19 protein-coding genes and 1 pseudogene are annotated in these 19,671 nt (G+C 39.9%); 10 read left to right on the plus strand and 10 right to left on the minus strand.

Annotated features, from left to right (window positions below; translation table 11 throughout):
• Positions 1 to 176 precede the first annotated feature (176 nt).
• From J671_RS06480 to J671_RS06490, 3 genes are read left to right on the plus strand one after another with little or no spacing between them, the layout of a single operon-like run.
• Complete coding sequence (locus J671_RS06480) at positions 177 to 854, plus strand: hypothetical protein (protein WP_031981722.1); 678 nt, start codon at positions 177 to 179, stop codon at positions 852 to 854.
• A 25-nt stretch (positions 855 to 879) separates the two neighbouring features.
• Positions 880 to 1,686, plus strand: a complete 807-nt coding sequence (locus tag J671_RS06485) for an SDR family NAD(P)-dependent oxidoreductase (RefSeq protein WP_002051112.1) — start codon at positions 880 to 882, stop codon at positions 1,684 to 1,686.
• A 54-nt stretch (positions 1,687 to 1,740) separates the two neighbouring features.
• Positions 1,741 to 2,175, plus strand: coding sequence for a nuclear transport factor 2 family protein (locus J671_RS06490; protein WP_002051296.1), 435 nt, complete (start codon positions 1,741 to 1,743; stop codon positions 2,173 to 2,175).
• Here the strand turns inward: J671_RS06490 and J671_RS06495 are convergent.
• From J671_RS06495 to J671_RS24900, 9 genes and pseudogenes are all read right to left on the minus strand, one after another.
• Complete coding sequence (locus J671_RS06495; protein WP_002051467.1) at positions 2,172 to 2,606, minus strand: YbjQ family protein; 435 nt, start codon at positions 2,604 to 2,606, stop codon at positions 2,172 to 2,174. The genes J671_RS06490 and J671_RS06495 overlap by 4 nt on opposite strands.
• Before the next feature lie 7 nt (positions 2,607 to 2,613).
• On the minus strand, positions 2,614 to 2,964 hold the full coding sequence (locus J671_RS06500; protein WP_002051367.1) for a YbjQ family protein: 351 nt from the start codon (positions 2,962 to 2,964) through the stop codon (positions 2,614 to 2,616).
• A gap of 109 nt (positions 2,965 to 3,073) precedes the next feature.
• Entirely contained in the window at positions 3,074 to 4,528 is a 1,455-nt protein-coding gene (gene adeK, locus J671_RS06505; RefSeq protein WP_002051147.1) for a multidrug efflux RND transporter outer membrane channel subunit AdeK, read from the minus strand.
• Positions 4,528 to 7,704 (minus strand): multidrug efflux RND transporter permease subunit AdeJ, encoded by a 3,177-nt coding sequence (gene adeJ, locus J671_RS06510; RefSeq protein ID WP_004885467.1) that lies wholly within the window; start codon positions 7,702 to 7,704, stop codon positions 4,528 to 4,530. The genes adeK and adeJ overlap by 1 nt, the downstream gene beginning before the upstream one ends.
• 12 nt (positions 7,705 to 7,716) lie before the next feature.
• Positions 7,717 to 8,967 (minus strand): multidrug efflux RND transporter periplasmic adaptor subunit AdeI, encoded by a 1,251-nt coding sequence (adeI, locus tag J671_RS06515; RefSeq protein ID WP_002051558.1) that lies wholly within the window; start codon positions 8,965 to 8,967, stop codon positions 7,717 to 7,719.
• A 24-nt stretch (positions 8,968 to 8,991) separates the two neighbouring features.
• On the minus strand, positions 8,992 to 9,618 hold the full coding sequence (locus tag J671_RS06520) for a phosphatase PAP2 family protein (RefSeq protein WP_002051172.1): 627 nt from the start codon (positions 9,616 to 9,618) through the stop codon (positions 8,992 to 8,994).
• Positions 9,619 to 9,802: 184 nt separating this feature from the next.
• Entirely contained in the window at positions 9,803 to 11,863 is a 2,061-nt protein-coding gene (locus J671_RS06525; RefSeq protein WP_004885469.1) for a site-specific recombinase, read from the minus strand.
• A gap of 14 nt (positions 11,864 to 11,877) precedes the next feature.
• Positions 11,878 to 12,855 (minus strand): All-trans-nonaprenyl-diphosphate synthase, encoded by a 978-nt coding sequence (sdsA, locus tag J671_RS06530; RefSeq protein ID WP_002051259.1) that lies wholly within the window; start codon positions 12,853 to 12,855, stop codon positions 11,878 to 11,880.
• A gap of 46 nt (positions 12,856 to 12,901) precedes the next feature.
• Positions 12,902 to 13,201, minus strand: a pseudogene (locus tag J671_RS24900) (hypothetical protein).
• A gap of 96 nt (positions 13,202 to 13,297) precedes the next feature.
• Between J671_RS24900 and rplU the strand changes: the two are divergent.
• The 7 genes from rplU (at position 13,298) to J671_RS06565 (ending at position 19,123) form a co-directional block, all read left to right on the plus strand.
• The gene (rplU, locus tag J671_RS06535) at positions 13,298 to 13,609 is read left to right on the plus strand and encodes a 50S ribosomal protein L21 (protein WP_000271409.1); all 312 of its coding nucleotides are present in this window, start codon (positions 13,298 to 13,300) and stop codon (positions 13,607 to 13,609) included.
• Positions 13,610 to 13,627: 18 nt separating this feature from the next.
• A complete protein-coding gene (gene rpmA, locus J671_RS06540; protein ID WP_000201632.1) occupies positions 13,628 to 13,885 on the plus strand; it encodes a 50S ribosomal protein L27 in 258 nt (85 codons plus the stop codon).
• A 240-nt stretch (positions 13,886 to 14,125) separates the two neighbouring features.
• Positions 14,126 to 14,821, plus strand: a complete 696-nt coding sequence (gene lolA / locus J671_RS06545) for an outer membrane lipoprotein chaperone LolA (protein ID WP_002051355.1) — start codon at positions 14,126 to 14,128, stop codon at positions 14,819 to 14,821.
• A 132-nt stretch (positions 14,822 to 14,953) separates the two neighbouring features.
• Positions 14,954 to 15,742 (plus strand): RsiV family protein, encoded by a 789-nt coding sequence (locus J671_RS06550; protein WP_031981725.1) that lies wholly within the window; start codon positions 14,954 to 14,956, stop codon positions 15,740 to 15,742.
• Between the two features lie 118 nt (positions 15,743 to 15,860).
• Complete coding sequence (gene serS, locus J671_RS06555) at positions 15,861 to 17,132, plus strand: serine--tRNA ligase (protein WP_004712237.1); 1,272 nt, start codon at positions 15,861 to 15,863, stop codon at positions 17,130 to 17,132.
• A gap of 67 nt (positions 17,133 to 17,199) precedes the next feature.
• Positions 17,200 to 18,573: a siroheme synthase CysG gene (gene cysG / locus J671_RS06560; protein ID WP_031981726.1), complete on the plus strand. Its 1,374-nt coding sequence runs from the start codon at positions 17,200 to 17,202 to the stop codon at positions 18,571 to 18,573.
• 76 nt (positions 18,574 to 18,649) lie between these two features.
• Positions 18,650 to 19,123 carry a tRNA (cytidine(34)-2'-O)-methyltransferase gene (locus tag J671_RS06565; protein ID WP_002051239.1) on the plus strand — a complete coding sequence of 158 codons (474 nt, stop codon included), beginning with the start codon at positions 18,650 to 18,652 and terminating at the stop codon, positions 19,121 to 19,123.
• A gap of 58 nt (positions 19,124 to 19,181) precedes the next feature.
• On the opposite strand, the gene J671_RS06570 is transcribed toward J671_RS06565, so the two are convergent.
• Entirely contained in the window at positions 19,182 to 19,562 is a 381-nt protein-coding gene (locus tag J671_RS06570; RefSeq protein ID WP_016803845.1) for a winged helix-turn-helix transcriptional regulator, read from the minus strand.
• Positions 19,563 to 19,671 lie beyond the last annotated feature (109 nt).

The following is a 19,671-nucleotide window of genomic DNA, read 5'->3' on the forward strand; positions in this document are numbered from 1 at the left end:
CATAAAAAATTGCATCTATTGTAGCAAAAAAATGCCTCGAAATTAATGTGCTGAAAACAGATAAACGGTTTTGTATTTTTTTCAAAAAACGGTAGATTTATGAAGCATGGATCACAATTTAATCGTGTAGCGGCACGGCAGAAAAATTACAAAAGAATTGATAAGGGATGCGATATATGAGCTACAAAGTTTTTTTAAAGATTTCCGATTCAACCTATACCCAATTTGCTTCAATTCGAGAGAAATTACACGCAGGGGTAAAAGAAAGCCAATCTAAAGCATTAGGTAGTGTTCTTTCCGATTTATCTTGTGAAATTATTGAGCAAGTTTTCTCAGTATTGTTAAAGGATGAGCAAGACAACCCTACCATGACTGAAAAACAGCGCCATGAGTCCGAGAAAGTTCTTCAACAAATTTTAGAAACTTTCCGAAAGTATATGCCTTGGTCAGTCTCTTTTTTCGGCAATGAACGGCTATTACCTTTGGTTGATTATATGACATCACTTATGAAAGAGCGTGAGCAAGATGTTTATATTACTTATCCAATCACACCACAACTTGTGCAACAGGCCCAAACACTGACTGAACAAATACGTGCGGGCAATATGCAAAGCGTAGAAGAGGCTTTTCAGACCTTGATTCAAATTGTGGATTTAGGTGTAACAAGCCTAGTACGTGAACCTAAAAAACGTTTAAAATTTAATTTGGTTGTCGACAAAACCCTAAATGGGGTCATTAATATGACAACGCATTTGGGCTATAAACGTTTGGAAAAATTGGGGACGCAGGTTGATCAGACCACAGCAACTCATTATATCAATCACTTTTTGGCCTTCATGCATCAAGCAGCATAATTTAAAAAGATAATAGGAAGTCAAAATGGCCAAACTTGATACTTTGCAAAATAAAGTGGTGTGGATTACTGGAGCATCTTCCGGTTTAGGTAAAGCTTTAGCTGGTGAGTTTGCTTTGCAAGGGGCTCAAGTGATTTTAACTTCGCGTCGCTTTGAAGAGTTAGAAGAAGTTCGCGTTGGTTTACTCCATCCGGATCAGCACTTATCGGTAGTTGCAGACATTACCAATCAAGAGCAAGTTCAAGAGGCTTATGAGCAGATTTTAAAAGCAAAAGGACGAATTGACTGGCTTATTAATAATGCAGGTTTAAGTCAACGTGCTCTTATTCAGGACACCACAATGGCAACAGAACGCGCCATTATGGAAGTCGATTATTTCTCGCAAGTGGCACTAACTAAAACTGTGCTGCCGATTATGCTTAAACAAAAGTCTGGCCGAGTCGTATTTGTGTCGAGTGTGGCAGGCCTTCTAGGTACGCAATACCGTGCAAGTTATTCGGCTGCTAAAGCTGCTATTCACATGTGGGCCAACAGTTTACGTGCCGAAGTTGCCGATCAGGGTGTTGAAGTTTCGGTTATTTTCCCGGGCTTTGTAAAAACTAATGTTTCGTTTAATGCGTTAAATGGCGCAGGGCAACCTCAAGGCCATCAAGACGAAGCAATCGAAAATGGACTAGAAGCCGATGTTTTTGCAGAACATTCAGTTAAGGCTTTAATGCAAGGACAAGAATATATTGTGGTAGGTGGTACTAAAGAAAAATTAGGTGTGATGGTTTCCCGTATGTCGCCGAAATTACTCTATAAAATGATTCGAAAAACAAAAGTGAAATAAAAAAGAGATTTTGCCGTGGTAAATTGATGGAAAAACCCACATAGAAGGTTCACCATGGATCAAGACTATCATCGTATCTTAGACGTTGTTACGCGTTTTCAATTGGTCTTTGACCAGAAAAATTGGGATGCGTTTGATGAGTTGTTAGCCGATCAACTTGAGGTGGACTATTTCCAGTTTAGAGGAGAACCTTTATGTGTGGTGTCTTGTCATGAATTTAAAGGTTCGCGGCAACAGGCTTTGTCGCATTTACGACTACAGCACAATTTGAGTAATCCTCTTGTTCGGATTGAACAAGACCGAGCATGGTTAGAGTGTAATTATCAAATTTACCGTTTTTCTGAAAATGATTATTTTCATTCTTTTGGTCGCTATTATTTTACTTTGGCAAAACAACAGGACAAATGGAAAATTACCGGAATTTGCCAACATTTAACCAAAAATATTGGCAATCCACGTATTCACTTTTCTGCTATGGGGCAGTGCTAGTCTTTGACTGCTGTACCATAAGCAAAAACTTCAATCATTCCGCCTTGCATACCGAGTTCGGTTGTACTCAACCGAACTCCCATAATATGGTTAGCACCCACATTATGGGCTTGCTGTTTTAAACGAATAATCGCTTCACGGCGAGCTCGTTCAACAATGCTTTCATAACTGGTCAGCCGACCCCCTAAAACATTTTTTATAGAAGCCAGTACATATTTAAAGTAGTCGTGAGAAATGACTACATTACTGCTAATAAAATGGCCTAATTGATCACTCGTTGCAAAACGATTGGTATCAATTCTGATATGTGCAAATTGTTGCTCTTTTTCTAGAAGTTCATTTAAATGTTTTCGTTCAATATGGCGGCCAAAAGCCCAACCAATACTGAAAAGAATAAGAAAAATAACAAGCTGAAAAATAAGATTGTCCATTTTCTACCTATGCATTAAATGGATCGGGTAAATGAGGTGCTTGGGGCTGCACAACGACTGCTGTGCCATATACAAATAACTCGGAAGCACCTTGGGCAATGTTTGAAGTTGAAAAACGAATGCCAACAATTGCGTTAGCACCAAGTTGCTGTGCCTTAGCAATCATGCGATCCATTGCTTCTTGGCGGGATTCTTCTAAAAGTTCGGTGTAGCCTGTGAGTTCTCCACCTACAATATTTTTTAAACTTGCCATGAGGTCACGGCCTACATGTTTACTACGAACAGTGCTGCCATATACAACATCAAGTTGTTTTAAAATTTGATGGCCTGGAACGCTTTCTAAATTACTTAATAACATTGTTTTTTATCAATCAAAATGTATTAAGGTTTCAAGATAAAAAATATTCACATTGGTTGCAATAAAAAAGCCCACCGAAGTGAGCTTTTATAAGAATGTGATTTAAAGCTTATTGCTTTTTCAGTTCAGCACTTGATGGTTGATGTACCACTGTATCTGAAGTGTTTGCTTTTAAACCGCCACCTAGAGTTTTATATAACTCGATTTGGTTGTTTAAGTTTGCTTGTTGAAGCAATAACAAACCTTGTTCAGCTGAATAAGATGAACGTTGTGCATCAAGAACTGTCAAGTAACTATCAATACCTGCACGGAAGCGGGCATTTGAAAGTGTGTAGTTGCGATTAGTTGCTTCTACTAAACGTTGTTGAGCTGTTAAACGTTCACCAATGTTGGCACGTGTCGCAAGTGCATCATTAACTTCACGGAATGCAGACTGAACTGATTTTTCATAATCAGACAATGCAATTTTCTGATCGGTTTCAGAAATTTTTACATTGGCACGACGAGTACCCCAGTCAAAGATTGGTAAATCTAAGCTCGGACCAATTGACCATGCAAAACCACCAGACTTAAATAGATCACTTAAGTCAGTTGATGCATAACCTGCTGAACCCGTTAAGCTAATGGTTGGGAATAAACGTGCTTTTGCGGCACCAATATTCGCACCCGCAGCGCTTAAGTTATATTCGGCCGCTTTTACATCTGGACGGTTATTTAACAAATCACTTGGTAAACCAGCAGTGAATACATTTTGTTGAGCAATACGTTTCACAGGCTGTGTCGGTAACAAGTTTTGTGCAACTGGTTGGCCTACAAGTAAGTTCAACAAGTTTTGTGCTTGAGCAATTTGAGTTTTGTAGTTCGCTACATCGTTACGCGCAGTTTCTACAGAAATCTGTGCCTGACGTAATGGAACTTCACTGTCGATACCTACATCAAAACGTTTTTTGTTGAGATTGTAAGAATCTTGCTGCGCTTTAAGTGTTTGCTCTGCAAGTCTTAAATTCGCCGTTGCAAACGAATAGTTTAACCATGCTTGAGCAACTTGACTGATCAAACTGATTTGAGTCGAATCACGTGCACTTTGTGTTGAAAGGTAATTATCTAAAGCAGCGTCTTTTAGACTACGAACACGGCCCCAGAAATCAAGCTCATAAGCAGTTACACCCAAACCTACTTGGTAAGTAGAGTAGGGGTTATTCGGGTCACGACTTGGCGTAACCTGACGAATTGCACTACCACTTGCTCCGATTGTTGGAAGCTGGTTGTTCTTCGTAATCTGATACTGCTCTTGAGCACGTTCAATATTGAGCGTTGCTTTACGTAAATCACGGTTATTCGCAAGAGCCAAGTCGATTACTTCAAGCAAACGTGGGTCAGCAAAGAACTGTTTGTAGCCCTGTTCAGCAATAGATGTACCAGAAGCGCTGTTATATGCATAGCTCTGTGGAATATCGGTTTTCACGACTGGTTCTGGGCCGCGCATGCTTTGACAAGCTGCCAAAGCAAGCGCAAGTGCAGATACCGCAATGCTACGACCTGAAATAGACCATACTTTTTGCATCACGATTTATGCTCCTGAGTGTTTATGGTTTTTGGTTTGTACTTAAAGATACTACGAATCCACACATAGAATACAGGGATAAAGAAGATACCTAAGAATGTCGCGCTGAGTACGCCACCAAGTACACCGAAGCCTACCGAGTGCTGACTTCCTGCACCAGCACCTGTTGAAAGTGCAAGCGGAAGTACACCAAAACCGAAGGCAAGGGTTGTCATGATAATTGGACGTAAACGCATTTTTGCAGCATGTAAGGTTGCGTCAAGTAGATCTTCACCTTTCTCTTGCAGCTCTTTTGCGAACTCAACAATCAAGATCGCATTTTTTGCAGAAAGACCAATTACCGCAATAATCGCTACCTGGAAGTAAATGTTATTCGAGAGATTTGGATCTCCTTTAATAATCATACCCAAGTAAGTCAATACGATCGCACCAATGACACCAAGCGGTACCACAAGTAAAACCGAGAACGGAATTGACCAGCTTTCATACAATGCAGCCAAGCAAAGGAATACAATTAACAATGAAAGCGCATATAAGAATGGCGCTTGAGCACCAGACTCACGTTCTTCAAGTGATAAGCCTGTCCATTCATAGTCGAAACCTTGTAAGCCCATAGATGGTAACTTACCAATAATTTCTTCCATTGCTTTCATGGCATCACCAGAGCTCACGCCAGGTGCAGGTGTACCTTGAATGTTAACCGATGATACGCCGTTATAACGTTCAAGACGTGGAGAACCATATGTCCATTTGCCAGTAGCAAATGCAGAGAATGGAACCATCTCACCTTTGTTATTACGTACATACCACTTGTTTAAGTCTTCAGGCATCATACGGCTACCCGCATCACCTTGAACATAAACTTTTTTCACACGACCGCGGTCAACGAAATCGTTAATGTATGAACCACCCCAAGCAATACGCATTGTATTGTTGATGTCAGCAATGCTAACACCCATAGCACCAGCTTGAGCCTGATCTACATTAATTTGATATTGAGGCGTATCTTCTTGGCCATTTGGACGTACACCCATGAGGCGTTTATCTTGCGATGCCAAGCCTAAAATAGTGTTACGTGCTGCAATTAGTTTCTCATGGCCTTGACCACTTGAATCTTTAAGCTGCAAGTTAAATCCGGCAGTTACACCCAATTCAGGCATTGCAGGAAGCTGTAACGGCATAACATATGATGCATCTTTAATGATCATGTTTAATGCCATACCACGCTTAATTAATGCGCCGATTTGAGTTTCCGGTGAAGTACGTTTGCTCCAGTCTTTCAACTTAACGAAGCCAATACCAGCGTTTTGACCCACACCTGTGAATGAGAAACCAGAAACAGTGAAAATTGATTCTACTGTGTCTTTTTCATTCATAAAGAAGTTTGTCATGGTGTCAATCACTTTACCTGTACGGTCAAGCGTTGCATTTGGTGGTAATTGAACAAGTGTCATTACAACACCCTGATCTTCTTCTGGTAAGAATGAAGATGGGAGTTTTTGGAACAAGAAGACTAAAAGGGCAACTACAACAGCGTACAGCACGCCAGAGAAGATTTTGCCTTTAAGCATGCGGCTAACACCATTTTGGTAGCTGTGCGACATGCGGTCAAAACCATTGTTAAAGCTTCTAAAGAAACGAGCGAAGATATTATTGCTTGGTTCTTTATTTGGATCATGCTGTTTTAGAATAGTCGCACAAAGTGCAGGTGTGAACGTCAACGCTACAATTAACGACAGTACCATTGCAGTTACAAGGGTAATCGAGAACTGGCGGTAAATTACACCTGTTGTACCACCAAAGAAGGCCATTGGTACGAATACCGCTGTCAATACACTGGTAATACCCACTAACGCACCAGAAATCTGCTGCATTGAGCGTGAAGTAGCCGTAACCGGATCAGTATGATCTTCACTCATTACACGTTCAACGTTTTCCACTACAACAATAGCGTCATCGACCAGAAGACCGATTGCCAATACCATAGCGAACATGGTTAAGGTGTTAATTGAGAAGCCAAAAATATTAATAACAGCAAATGTACCTAATACAACCACTGGAACTGCAAGCGTTGGAATAATCGTTGCGCGCCAGTTTTGTAAAAATAGGAACATGACAATGAATACCAAAATCACGGCTTCAATTAATGTGTGTACTACACTTTCAATTGAAAGACGGATAAATGGAGTCGTGTCATAAGCTAGTTTATCTTGTAAACCTGCTGGATAGTTCTTACGTAATTCAGATAAACGTTGTTCAACAGCAGCTGCCGTATCCAGTGCGTTAGCACCTGTAGCAATTTTAATTGCAAGACCACCTGCTGGTTTACCATTAAATTTCGAGTCGAACTGATAGTTATCCGAACCTAACTCTACGCGAGCTACATCTTTTAAACGAACTTCAGCACCAGATGCTGTGTTCTTTAAAAAGATATTTCTAAACTGCTCAGGAGTCTGTAACAAACTTTGAGCATTCACTGTTGCGTTAAGTACTTGACCTTGTACAGCAGGCGCACCACCTAACTGACCTACAGCAACTTGCGAGTTTTGTGCTTGAAGCGCAGTTGCAATATCACTAGGAGTGAGTTGGTAACTTGTTAACTTGGCTGGATCGAGCCAAATACGCATTGCATATGAACCACCAAAGACCTGAACTTCACCAACACCAGCAACACGGCTAAGCGGCTCTTTAATTGAAGAGTTTACGTAGTCTTTAATGTCTGAGTCTGAAAGGCTGTTATCTGGTGAATAAAATGCAATAACTTGTAGGAAGCTTGCACCAGATTTAGTAACTGTTACACCTTGACGTTGTACATCTTCAGGTAAAAGCGCAGTTGCAGATTGCAATTTGTTCTGAACCTGAACTTGTGCGATATCAGGGTCAACACCTTGTTCAAAGTTTAATTGAATAGATGCTTGTCCGTTACCAGCACTGTTAGAAGAAATATAACGTAAACCATCGAGACCATTCATTTGTTGTTCAATGATCTGGGTTACGGTGTTTTCAACTGTTTCAGCCGATGCACCAGGATAAGTCGCAGCAATGGTGACTGTCGGTGGTGCAATCGTTGGATACTGTGCAATAGGCATTTTTGTTAGCGTGAGAATACCCGCCAACATAATGACTAATGCAATCACCCACGCAAATATGGGGCGATGAATAAAAAATTGTGCCATTCAATCTACCCCTTATGCATTTGAAGCTGCTTTCTGTTCTGCTTGAGGTTTACCTGATTGAGCCGGTTTCGCAGCATTTGGAGCTGCACCTTGAGGATTTGCTGGTTGAGCTTGATAAGGTTTTGCTGTTACTTGTTGCCCTTCTTTGACTTTGGCAACGCCATCAACAATGACTTTATCGCCAGCTTTTAAGCCGTTAGTCACAATCCAGTTTTGTCCTTGAACACCTGAGGTTTCAATTGGACGACTCTCAACAGCCCCTTTGGCATTAACAAGCATTGCTACAGCTTGACCTGTAGGTAAACGTGTAACCGCAGCTTGAGGAATCAGATAAGCATTTGGAACAACACCCTGAACAATTTGTGCAGTGGTATACATACCCGGAAGCAATAAATGATTCGGGTTAGAGAATACGGCACGTAAAGTAATTGTTCCTGTATCTTGGTTTACAGAAGCGTCAGAGAAAGCAAGTTGGCCTTCGATCGGGTAGGTAGAACCATCTTCAAGCTTTAATTTTACTTTCGTATTGTTACTGTTGTTCAAACTGCCTTTACTTAATTGTTGACGTAAACGTAACAACTCAGCGCTAGACTGATTAATATCAACATAAATTGGATCTAACTGTTGAATCGTCACTAACGCATTAGTCTGATTTGCAGTAACTAAAGCACCAGCCGTTACTGATGAACGTCCAGATTGTCCAGAAATAGGAGAGCGAATTGTAGAATAACCAAGATCTACATTTGCATTTGTTACTTGAGCCTTAGCTGCTGCAACTTGTGCTTCTGCAACATTAACTTGACCAAGTAAGTCATCATATTCCTGTTTAGACACAGCATTACTAGAAACAAGTTGTTTATAACGATTTAACTTGGTACGTAGTGAAGCTAGATTTGCCTGTTGTTGTAGGAGTGATGCTTTTGCATTTTCTAACGTTGCACGGTTCGTTCTAGAGTCGAGCTCATAGAGTGCCTGACCTTCACGAACATAACTTCCTTCAGCAAATAAGCGCTTTAAAATCACGCCACTTGTTTGAGGACGAACTTCAGAAATTTGATATGCTGAAGTACGGCCTGAAAGCTCAACGCTTTGTTCAACACTTTGTGGTTGAGCAACAATAACACCTACTTCTGCAGGCGGCATTTTCTGAGCAGCAGCAGCTTGCTGTTTCTCATCGGAGCCTTTGCTACAACCAACAAGTGCGATACTTGTTGCTAATGCGCAAGCAGTAAGGGCTGGTGCCCAAAGCTTAGCCGACATCATTGTTCCACCTCGTTTAGATAAAATCTAAAAATATATTTGTTTTCTACTTAACCTACTTTGTGTTTGTAATAACCAGAGCCAAAGCAGTGCAATCCAAATAAAACCAATGCCCCAACCAGCGAGTACGTCTGTTGGGAAATGAACTCCTGCATATATTCTTGAAAGCCCCATACACACAAACCAAAGACAGGAGATCAAAACAATATAAGGAGAGTTAATGTTGTGCTTACGGCATAACATAATCATTGCCAGACAAGCTAGTGTTGATGCATAAACACTATGTGCACTTGGGAACGATGCACCATAACTTTCAACAATATGATATGCCTCAGGAGGTCTAGGCCGGTTAACACACCATTTGAGCAGCCAACCAATGGTGATACTGCCAAAAACTCCCAAGCTAATGAAAATAACAGTAATATATTTTTTATACCATGCTAAATATACACATATTAGAAAGGATAAAAAACATACAAAAGGCATGCCGCCTATGCGTGCAAGAAAGGTGGTTATAGTATTAAGATAATCTAAACGATGGTGACTCAATGTTTGAACGGTGAGCAAGTCCAAAGATTGAAGACTTGGCACAAATAGACCAAGAATACCTAATCCTAAAAAAACGCAACCAATACAAAGCAATAGATAGGGCATATACACACCTTTGCTTATTCATGTAGTTTTGTACTACTGAACGCCGTTGAAAGTGTACTTGCCAGTACACTTTTTTTCAAGCCTGATAGATCATCGTAAATTCATTTTGAAATTTTTTTAACATTTGGAAAAACAATCACAACAAAATTGACGGATATCACATTTTGTGTACAAAGCAAAACAGTTAGTGTTCTGCTTTTTTTCCACTATTGGCTTGGGCATTTTCTTCTAATTCTAAAGGCTGTTTTGGAGGCCAGAAGAAGTCGCTCGGACGTGTAAGAAAATGGGTCATGACCAGTTTAGCCAAAGGTTTCCATTGTTCAAAGCGAACTCGGCGTGCGCGTAGAGCCACAATAATCGTTAAAGTGAAACTCACAAATAAGTTCGTGAGACCGATACACAGTACGCCTAAAAACGAAACAATAATCAAGCCAATATCTGGACTACCGTTTATAGTCATTAAACCTTGAATAAAGTTTGCTGATGCAAAGGCAATATGTCGAATATCTAGAGGTAAACCTAAAATAAAACCTATTGTTCCCATACTTCCTAGCATGACACCAAATAGAAAGTTACCCGCAAGTGCACCTAAATTACGTTCAATATATTCTGCAAAACGATTAAGACGTTCTTGTCCAAATAAATTGCGTAGTCGGCGATGAGCTTTTAAACGCGGCCCTACTTTTCGGTAAACTGCCATGTTATCGAAGTATCCAGCAATCAGGCCTGATAAAAACAAGCAGACTCCCGCAATTGCTGCGTGAGGAACAGCTAATGACGTAAAAGGATTTAAACTATGTAATAAATAGGTTGCTTTGGTATGGGTTAATAAGGGCTCATCAAGATAGAACTGCCAAGCAAAGGTAATGAGGGCAGCGGTAGGAATCGCAATCGAGATATTCCCCAAAATAGCAATAAACTGAGTTCGAATAATATTGATAATAAGCGCTGCTAATTCTGCAATTTGTGCAGTTTTAGAACCTTTACGTTGCTGTACAGTCGCAGCGAGTGCAGCAGCAGTCATTGCTGGCTGTTTTGTTGCAACGGTAAAGTGCAATACGTGAATCAGAATAAAGCCAAGTGAATAGTTCATACTGAACGTAAAGGCTTGCATGAGTGGCGCCATCGTCATTCGTGCAGCAAGAATCTTTAATGTTGCCATACAGGCAATAATGACACCTGCACCGGCAGCGGCTTTGTACATTCCCCAAAAGCCTTTAGTGTCTGTACTTACATAGTGCTCACCGGTACGGCTCGCATTTTCTGTGACTTGAAAGGCAATAAGCTCACTAGTCGTGCTAAGTAAAGAACGGACGCTTTTTTCACTATAATGAGCTTTAGTTAAGTCCGAAATTAAGTTTCCTAAAGAAACGTAACGTCCTTCGCTGTTATCAACAACCAAATAGAGCAATAATTCAATTCGGTCTAAACATTGTTCAAGTAAAGACAATAGATATGTCAAACTTAAACTCACACCAATTCTTTTTGTGGCTCGACGTATCTTTAAAACGACATCCCGACATTGTTCCAACATTACAAATGCTTGAGATGCATCTGGAGGTACAGTTACCACAGTGTCATCTTGAGAAATATCTTGTTTTTTATATTTTTCGATAAACTCAATAATTTCACGGTTCTGTACTAAAAACGGCGACTCATATTCAGTTAGCTCAGGCTGAGCATTAATAAATTCAGGATAAAGCCCAATACCACTAATACGATAAGATAGAACCGTAATAGCCTTGATCATTTCTCGCTGAATGGCATGTTTTTCTTCAACATTACTATTACTTTGCCCAATTAGACCGAATAAGGTTGCCCAATCCTTGTCATCAACATTGTTTAACCAGACTGAATCACTTTCTAAATAGAAAATTTTTCCAATCAAAATTTTGAGTTGGCTTGCATCTTCAATAAGCGGTAGAAAATGGCCGCCAAGTCTTTGCCCAAGCTGGTTCCAGAAACCATCTAAAGACAAAATACCGCTATCGGCATATAAGCTTACTTGCTTATATTGATTAATTAAACGTAATAAAAAGGTTTGTAAAAGAGCAGGAGCGGTAGGAGTAAGTAATAAGCTGTCAATAAATGCTTGTATTTTTTGCTCTATCTCATCCGTATCGTGAGGATCGGATGGCCGTAAGGCATTGACTAAGTCAATGAGGATATTTTCGTCGATAACAGCTTGAGGGTTTTCAAGCTGTTTCTGGATTTTTAAAAAATGATCTGAAAAATTTATATGCATAGGCAAAATAATATCTACTGTATTCGATGTAATGCAAGCCGAGTGAGGTTAATCAATGCTTGGCGATAAGGTGTATCAGGCAAGATTGATAAGGCTTGCAGTGCTGCTTCTGTTTCTTCTTGGGCACGGCGCTGGCAATAATCTAAAGCACCAGACTTTTGCACAATTTCAATTACTCTGGTTAATTGGTCAACCCCACCTGTCGCAATACTACGACGAATAATAGCGTGCTCTTCACCAGTTGAATGTGCTAATGCTGAAATTAACGGTAAAGTCGGTTTACCTTCCATTAAATCATCACCAATATTTTTACCTAATGTTTCAGCATCTGAAGTGTAGTCTAAAATATCATCAATAATTTGGAATGCATTTCCAAAATGACCTGCAAATAATCTTAAAGGTTCACGGTAAGCTTCTTGCCCAGCCAAAATGGCAGCACCTTCAGTTGCAAGTTCAAATAAACGAGAAGTTTTCCCGTGAATAATTTTTAAATATGTTTCTTCGGTTGTATCCGGTTGATGCTGAGATTGAAGCTGTAATACTTCACCTTCAGCGATTTCACATGTACCTGTTGAGAAATCTTTTAATAAGGTCATGTTGTTTAAATCAACCAATAGGTCAAAAGCGCGAGCAATAAGGAAGTCACCCACTAACACGGCAGTTTGGTTGTTCCAAGTTGCGTTGGCAGTAGGACGACCACGGCGAAGCCCCGATTCATCGACCACATCATCATGCACTAAAGTTGCGGTATGAAGCATTTCAATAATGGCAGCCAGACGCTGTGCATTTTGCATGTTGTCCAGACCACAAGCTCGTGCTGCAAGTAAGCACATGATTGGGCGCATACGTTTGCCGCCAGCTTCAACGACATGTTTACTCACTGACATGACCAAGCCGACTTTTGAGCTAATTCCTTCATTAATCAAGTGATCCATCGCAGCAAAGTCTGTAGCAACAGGAGCGAGAATGTCTTGCTTAAAATCGATGACCATATGAAGAAAAACCCCGTATTGGTGATAAGTGGCGTTAGTGTATCAATTAAAAGTGCATTAAACAGGGAAACAAGCAATTGATATGAATCATTTGTATGTTCATGAAGAGTTCTTTGTTCTTTATTTCGGCAAAACGGTGTGTTTCCGACAAAACAATAAATTTTAATAACGTCAACATGAATACAGCTTGTTCTTGTTGCAAGTTGTGTTTGGAACTGTATTTTAAATTTCATTCAGAATCAATGAAAAGTACTAAATTCGAATTTAAGCTGTTTTTATTATGTAAGAATAGCGGTCTCTATTGCCCAGATAAAGATAAAGCACTTGTCGTTTGATCAAATTTCACTTAAAATCTATCGCCTTGTATAACCCCAGTGGCGTTCGTTTTAAGATCGATATATCCCTTTATCGGCACGACGACACGGGCTGATTGGAGTACGTTATGTACGCAGTAATCCAAAGCGGTGGTAAACAGCACCGTGTAGTTGAGGGTGAAACCCTTAAAGTTGAATTATTGAAGGCTGAATCTGGCGCAACTATTACATTTGATGATGTATTAATGGTTGTAAACGGTGACAACATTCAAATCGGTGCTCCAGTTGTAGCTGGCGCTAAAGTAACTGCAGAAGTGATTGGTCATGGTCGTCACGACAAAATCCGCATTATCAAAATGCGTCGTCGTAAACACTACCGTAAGCAACAAGGTCACCGTCAATGGTTCACTGAGTTGAAAATTACTGGTATTTCAGGCTAATCACGAGGAGTAAGAGACATGGCAACTAAAAAAGCCGGTGGATCGACGAAGAACGGTCGTGATTCAAACCCAAAAATGTTAGGTGTTAAAGTTTACGGTGGTCAAACTGTAACTGCTGGTAACATCATCGTTCGTCAACGTGGTACAGAATTCCACGCTGGTGCAAATGTTGGTATGGGCCGTGACCATACTTTATTTGCTACTGCTGACGGCGTAGTAAAATTCGAAGTGAAAGGTCAATTTGGCCGTCGCTACGTAAAAGTTGAAACTGTTTAAGTTTTAGCTTAAGAAAAAGCCCACATTTTGTGGGCTTTTTTTATGGAATTTCATTAATTTTATCTTCATCATGATGAATGAAATTCTACAAACTATATGAACAACATAACAAAATATCTTATTTTCTCAATGATTAGCACAGAGTTTGTCGGTTAATATGAGTCTTGAATGAAGAGCTTGTTTGGCTGAGTTAAATTAAAAGCGAACAAGTTATCTTACAGCAACTAAAAAGGTGATGACATGAATATGCTTCGTAAAACCATGTGTGCTATTACACTCAGCGCCTCAGTGCTTGCTCCTGTAATGAGTACTACAGCGTTTGCTGCACCAGTAGCAGCACCGGAGCAACAGGCAATTGGGAACCTGGTAAATCAGTTATCAGGATTACAGCGTTTAACTGCTGATTTTGAACAAACAACCAAAGCAAATACAAAAGCTGTAGCACAGAAAAAAGGTTTAGGTGCTCAGCATATGAACCAGACATTTAAAGGTTCAATGAAAGTTGAACGTCCGGGGAAATTTTATTGGGAAACTGTGAGCCCGTCTAAACAAACTATTGTGACAAGTGGTAAAACAGTATGGATTTATGACCCCGATTTACAGCAAGCTGTACGTCAAAGCTTAGATTCGCAAGTAGCCGATACTCCAGCTTTATTGCTCTCTGGTAATACTAGTCAAATCATGAAGTCTTACCGAGTGACTCAGCCAGATAAATCTAAATTATATTTCACTTTATTCCCGAAAAAAGAAGATGGAGCTTTCCAAAGCTTAACTATTAGTTTTGGTGCCAACAAAGCACCTACGTTAATGGTATTACAAGATTCTTTAGGTCAAACCACTTACGTGAAATTTAATAATGTAAAAGTGAATGCCTCAATTCCAGCTTCAACTTTTAATTTTACACCACCAAAAGGCACAGATATTATTGATCAATAATTATTGTGCTTCGTTAAGAAAGCCACCTAAAAGGGTGGCTTTCTTTTTATATATCAATCCTAGATACATTTTTTAACCCCGTCTTATTCCTACGCTTTGTATAGTGATAAAACAGATTACACGGGGATTAACATGCGACTTTACGATAAGAAAATTATTTTCATTCTTCCTATGGTGGCTGCCATGGCGGCAGTAAGTGGTTGTCAGCCAAAATCTGCAGCTAAAGATGAGCAACCTGCATCTAGTGCTTCAGTAAAAGAACAAAAACAAGCAGAAGTTCCAGTGATTCAGGCAAAAGTAATTCCAGTCAAATTACCAAAATCTAAAGTTTGTCTTGAAGATGGCTGTACTGAATATGATTTTCAGACAGTACAAACCAACCAAAAATGGATTAATGATTATTTTACGAACCGTATAAAAAAAGCAGACCCGAATGCTTTTGCAAACTTGGCTGATAAACCTGTCGAGGTACCAGAAGGGGAGCCGAGCTCAAGTCAAAGTGCAATTTATGTCCGTTATTTGGGACAAAATTATAATCTTGCAACCTTTGCCTTACAGACATACTCATACTCTGCGGGTGCAGCACATGGCATGTCTCATCAAGAATTTGTAAATTTTGATTTATTAAATAAAAAACACATTACTGTTGCGGAACTCCTTAAGCCAGATGTTGAAAAGCAACTCGTTGATGCACTTTTTGATGCGAATACGAACTGGCTTCAAGACCACAATATTAGCCGTGAAAAACTGCAACTAAGTGATAATTACTATTATGGTGCCAATGGGATTGTTTTTGTCTATCCTGTCTATGAGTTAGCTTCTTATGCAGAAGGAATGACTGAATTAACACTGCCATATTCTGAGGCAGCTAAGTTCATTAAACCTGAGTATTTCCCGAGTGTGCCAAACTACAACATGTAAAATATGAGGTCTCTTCTTAGAATTGTGTGAAAGCTATTCGATATGAAGATGATCACTATATTTTTTAGTGTTAAGGGCTTACACTATAGCCAGTTTTTTACCCATATTATGATTAATTATGATCGACCCTAAGTTACTCAGAAATAATATTGAAGTCGTTAATGCAGCTTTGGCAAAACGTGGTGTTCAGTTAGACGTTCAAGAATGGGCGTCTTTAGAGACTCGCCGTAAAGACTTGCAATCAAAAACTGAAAAGTTACAGGCAGAGCGAAATGCCGGTGCTAAACAAGTGGGTCAGATTAAAAAATCCGGTGGCGATGCTTCTGAAATCATGGCACGCATGCAGGCGATTGGTGATGAGATTAAAGCAGCTGAAGTTGCTTTATCAGAACTACAAAATGAGATTGAGCAAAAAGCACTTAGCATTCCAAACTTACCGGATGAATCTGTGCCAGCTGGTAAGGATGAGAGTGATAACGTTGAAATCTCAAAATGGGGTACACCTCGTCAGTTCGATTTTGAAATCAAAGATCATACTGATTTAGGCGAGTGGATGGGTGGACTAGAGTTTGAAACTGCGACCAAACTCACTGGTTCACGTTTCAGCGTATTGAAGGGGCCTTTAGCGCGTCTACAACGTGCTTTAACTCAGTTTATGCTTGATACCCATACTCTAAAGAATGGTTACACAGAAGCTTATGTACCGTATTTGGTTAATGCTGACTCACTTCGTGGGACAGGACAATTACCAAAATTTGAAGAAGATTTATTTAAACTTCAAGGCGAAAAAGAATACTACCTTATTCCTACAGCTGAAGTTCCTGTCACAAACTTTGTTCGTGATGAAATCATTGACGCAGACCGTTTACCATTAAAATATGCAGCGCATACACCATGTTTCCGTAGTGAAGCTGGTTCTTATGGCCGTGATACACGTGGTTTAATCCGTCAGCACCAATTTGATAAAGTTGAAATGGTGCAAATCGTTAAACCAGAAACGTCTATGCAGGCCCTTGAAGAACTTACTGCACATGCTGAGGGCATTTTGCAGGCACTTGGTTTGCCATACCGCAAAATTTTGCTCTGTGGTGGTGATATGGGCTTTGGTGCGATGAAAACTTACGATCTAGAAGTATGGGTTCCAAGCCAAAATACATATCGTGAGATTTCAAGCTGCTCTAATATGGGTGATTTCCAAGCGCGTCGTATGAAAGCACGCTTCCGTATGGATCAGAAGAAGACTGAATTAGTGCATACGCTAAATGGTTCAGGTCTTGCAGTAGGACGTACTTTGCTTGCAGTAATGGAAAATTACCAACGTGAAGACGGCTCAATCGAGATTCCAGAAGTATTACGCCCATATATGGGTGGTGCAACTTTTATTGACTAAACTTTGCATCTAAATTGTGCACGTTTTTTGCTTAAACATAATCAGATGATTGATGTAGAGGTTTAAGGTGGATATTTTTCCAATCTCTTTGAAGTTGCAGCAGCAACGTTGTCTGATTGTGGGCGGAGGGCATATTGCTTTACGCAAGGCAACCTTATTAGCTAAGGCGGGGGCAATAATAGATATTGTTGCTCCTGAAATTGAAGAGCAGCTTTTGCAATTAGTAACAGCAACAAGCGGTCAGCATTTTGTTGAAGTTTTCTCTGAAAAGTTTTTAAGTCCACCATATCGACTCGTTATTGCCGCGACCAATGATCCGCAAGTCAATAAAACAGTCTTCGAACAATGCGAAGTACGTAATTTACTCGTAAACAGTGTTGACGATATTCCACATTGCCGCTTTATGGTTCCTGCGATTATTGACCGTTCACCTTTAGTGATTTCGGTTGCTTCAAATGGGACGTCTCCTGTTTTATCTCGTCAAATCCGTACACAGTTAGAGACATCCATTCCGCATGGAATGGGGAAGTTAGCGGAATTTTCTGGAAAATGGCGAAATCAGGTTAAAGAAAAAATTTCTAATCCTGATGAACGCCGTATTTTTTGGGAAAACTTGTATGCAAGTCCCTTAAAAGAGCAGGTTTTTAACGATAATCGTGATGTTGCAGATAGCATGCTTGAACAAGCATTGCTGGAGTGGAAAGCACCTAAAGGTGAAGTTTATTTGGTGGGTGCAGGTCCAGGTGATCCTGAACTGCTTACCTTAAAAGCTTTGCGTTTAATGCAACAAGCTGATGTAGTTATTTATGATCGTTTGGTATCTCAACCCATTTTAGAATTATGCCGTCGAGACTCGACAAAAATATATGTTGGTAAAGCTCGCTCAAATCATTCTGTTCCTCAAGACGGGATCAATGCTTTACTCGTTGAATATGCTCAACAAGGAAAGCGTGTTTGTCGTTTAAAAGGCGGTGATCCGTTTATTTTTGGGCGTGGTGGCGAAGAGATCCAAGAATTGTTCCAAGCTGGTGTACCATTTCAGGTGGTTCCGGGCATTACGGCAGCGTCAGGCTGTTCAGCTTATGCTGGTATTCCGCTCACTCATCGTGACTATGCTCAGAGTGTACGTTTTCTAACTGGTCATTTAAAAGAAGGTTCTCCTGAGCTTCCTTGGAATGAGCTGGTATATGAGAACCAGACTTTAGTTCTTTATATGGGTTTGGTGGGCTTGGAACGTATTTGTGAGCAACTGATTGCACACGGACAGCGTCCAGATATGCCAGTCGCATTAATTTCAAAGGGTACAACCCCTGAACAAAAGGTTGTGGTGGGGTCACTTGCTGATATTGCATCTAAAGTGACAGAACATCAAATTCATGCGCCGACTCTCACAATTATTGGTGAGGTCGTACGTTTGCGCGAACAGTTACAGTGGAATTAGTAGGCCAATTACTATCTACAAAAGAGATGTAATTATTGCCTAAGCTAACCAACAAGTAATTTAAGTGAGTAATTAAGTGATTCATGTTGTTCTATACGAGCCTGAAATCCCTGCAAACACAGGGAATATTATTCGACTATGCGCGAATACAGGGGCTCAATTGCATTTGGTTAAGCCTTTAGGTTTTGAGCTTGATGATAAAAAGCTTAAACGTGCGGGGCTTGATTATCATGAATGGGCAAGAATGCAGATTTGGGACAATATTGAAGCATGCCTCGCAGACTTAAAGTCAAAAGGTGTTGAGCATGTCTTTCCTCTAACGACGAAGGGTTCTGCAACTCCGCATACAGTTGATTTAAACCGACCTGTGGCTTTACTGATGGGGCCAGAAACACGCGGCTTGCCTGAGCATGTTCGCTTGATGTTCCCTCAAGAGCAGTGGATTCGGTTACCCATGGCTGAAAACTCTAGAAGTTTGAATTTGTCTAATGCAACTGCAGTGATTGTTTACGAAGCATGGCGTCAGCAAGGTTTTAAAAATTTAGGTTAGTTTCCTAAATACAAAAAATGAGGCCCTAGGTGGCCTTATTTTTTGATCTAATTTTAATTTAAGCTTGTTCTAGTATTTTTTCGTCATACATAATTTGTGCTGCTAAAACTTGCTCAATGTTTGTTTCAGCCCATTCTTTTAATTGGAATGCCATTGATGCGACATTCTGACCCAATGGTGTAAGTGAGTAGTCTACACGAATGGGTGAAGTGTCTTGAATTTTACGTTCGATAAAACCATCTCTTTCTAGCATTTTTAATTTTTGTGACAAGACTTTAGGAGAAATGCCCTGAATATTCTTTTTGAGTAAATTGAAATGCTGAGTTTCTTCCTCAAGAATATTTAAGATGAGTAAAACCCACTTATCTGCAATTTTTTCAAAAAATAAACGAGCAGGGCAATGTTGTTGAAAAATATTGTATTTTAGACATTCATTCATACCATTTACCTACTTATTTCTAAAAAAATATACTAGTTACCAATTGGTAACTAATTGACACCTAGTTTCTAAAATATATCATAAAACAGAATTTAATAAAACACAGGTT

The sequence above is a fragment of the Acinetobacter sp. 1130196 genome (genome assembly GCF_000588095.1).
In the GTDB taxonomy this organism is placed as follows: Bacteria; Pseudomonadota; Gammaproteobacteria; order Pseudomonadales; family Moraxellaceae; genus Acinetobacter; species Acinetobacter nosocomialis.

What these genes read in the sequence shown, in the direction of transcription:
- adeK (WP_002051147.1), bottom strand. Translation starts at nt 4,528, where the DNA reads ATGCAAAAAGTATGGTCTATTTCAGGTCGTAGCATTGCGGTATCTGCA.
- adeI (WP_002051558.1), bottom strand. Translation starts at nt 8,967, where the DNA reads ATGATGTCGGCTAAGCTTTGGGCACCAGCCCTTACTGCTTGCGCATTA.
- J671_RS06495 (WP_002051467.1), bottom strand. Translation starts at nt 2,606, where the DNA reads ATGGACAATCTTATTTTTCAGCTTGTTATTTTTCTTATTCTTTTCAGT.
- adeJ (WP_004885467.1), bottom strand. Translation starts at nt 7,704, where the DNA reads ATGGCACAATTTTTTATTCATCGCCCCATATTTGCGTGGGTGATTGCA.
- sdsA (WP_002051259.1), bottom strand. Translation starts at nt 12,855, where the DNA reads ATGGTCATCGATTTTAAGCAAGACATTCTCGCTCCTGTTGCTACAGAC.
- rplU (WP_000271409.1), top strand. Translation starts at nt 13,298, where the DNA reads ATGTACGCAGTAATCCAAAGCGGTGGTAAACAGCACCGTGTAGTTGAG.
- J671_RS06570 (WP_016803845.1), bottom strand. Translation starts at nt 19,562, where the DNA reads ATGAATGAATGTCTAAAATACAATATTTTTCAACAACATTGCCCTGCT.
- J671_RS06525 (WP_004885469.1), bottom strand. Translation starts at nt 11,863, where the DNA reads ATGCATATAAATTTTTCAGATCATTTTTTAAAAATCCAGAAACAGCTT.
- J671_RS06485 (WP_002051112.1), top strand. Translation starts at nt 880, where the DNA reads ATGGCCAAACTTGATACTTTGCAAAATAAAGTGGTGTGGATTACTGGA.
- J671_RS06480 (WP_031981722.1), top strand. Translation starts at nt 177, where the DNA reads ATGAGCTACAAAGTTTTTTTAAAGATTTCCGATTCAACCTATACCCAA.
- J671_RS06520 (WP_002051172.1), bottom strand. Translation starts at nt 9,618, where the DNA reads ATGCCCTATCTATTGCTTTGTATTGGTTGCGTTTTTTTAGGATTAGGT.
- J671_RS06500 (WP_002051367.1), bottom strand. Translation starts at nt 2,964, where the DNA reads ATGTTATTAAGTAATTTAGAAAGCGTTCCAGGCCATCAAATTTTAAAA.
- J671_RS06490 (WP_002051296.1), top strand. Translation starts at nt 1,741, where the DNA reads ATGGATCAAGACTATCATCGTATCTTAGACGTTGTTACGCGTTTTCAA.
- serS (WP_004712237.1), top strand. Translation starts at nt 15,861, where the DNA reads ATGATCGACCCTAAGTTACTCAGAAATAATATTGAAGTCGTTAATGCA.
- J671_RS06550 (WP_031981725.1), top strand. Translation starts at nt 14,954, where the DNA reads ATGCGACTTTACGATAAGAAAATTATTTTCATTCTTCCTATGGTGGCT.
- lolA (WP_002051355.1), top strand. Translation starts at nt 14,126, where the DNA reads ATGAATATGCTTCGTAAAACCATGTGTGCTATTACACTCAGCGCCTCA.
- rpmA (WP_000201632.1), top strand. Translation starts at nt 13,628, where the DNA reads ATGGCAACTAAAAAAGCCGGTGGATCGACGAAGAACGGTCGTGATTCA.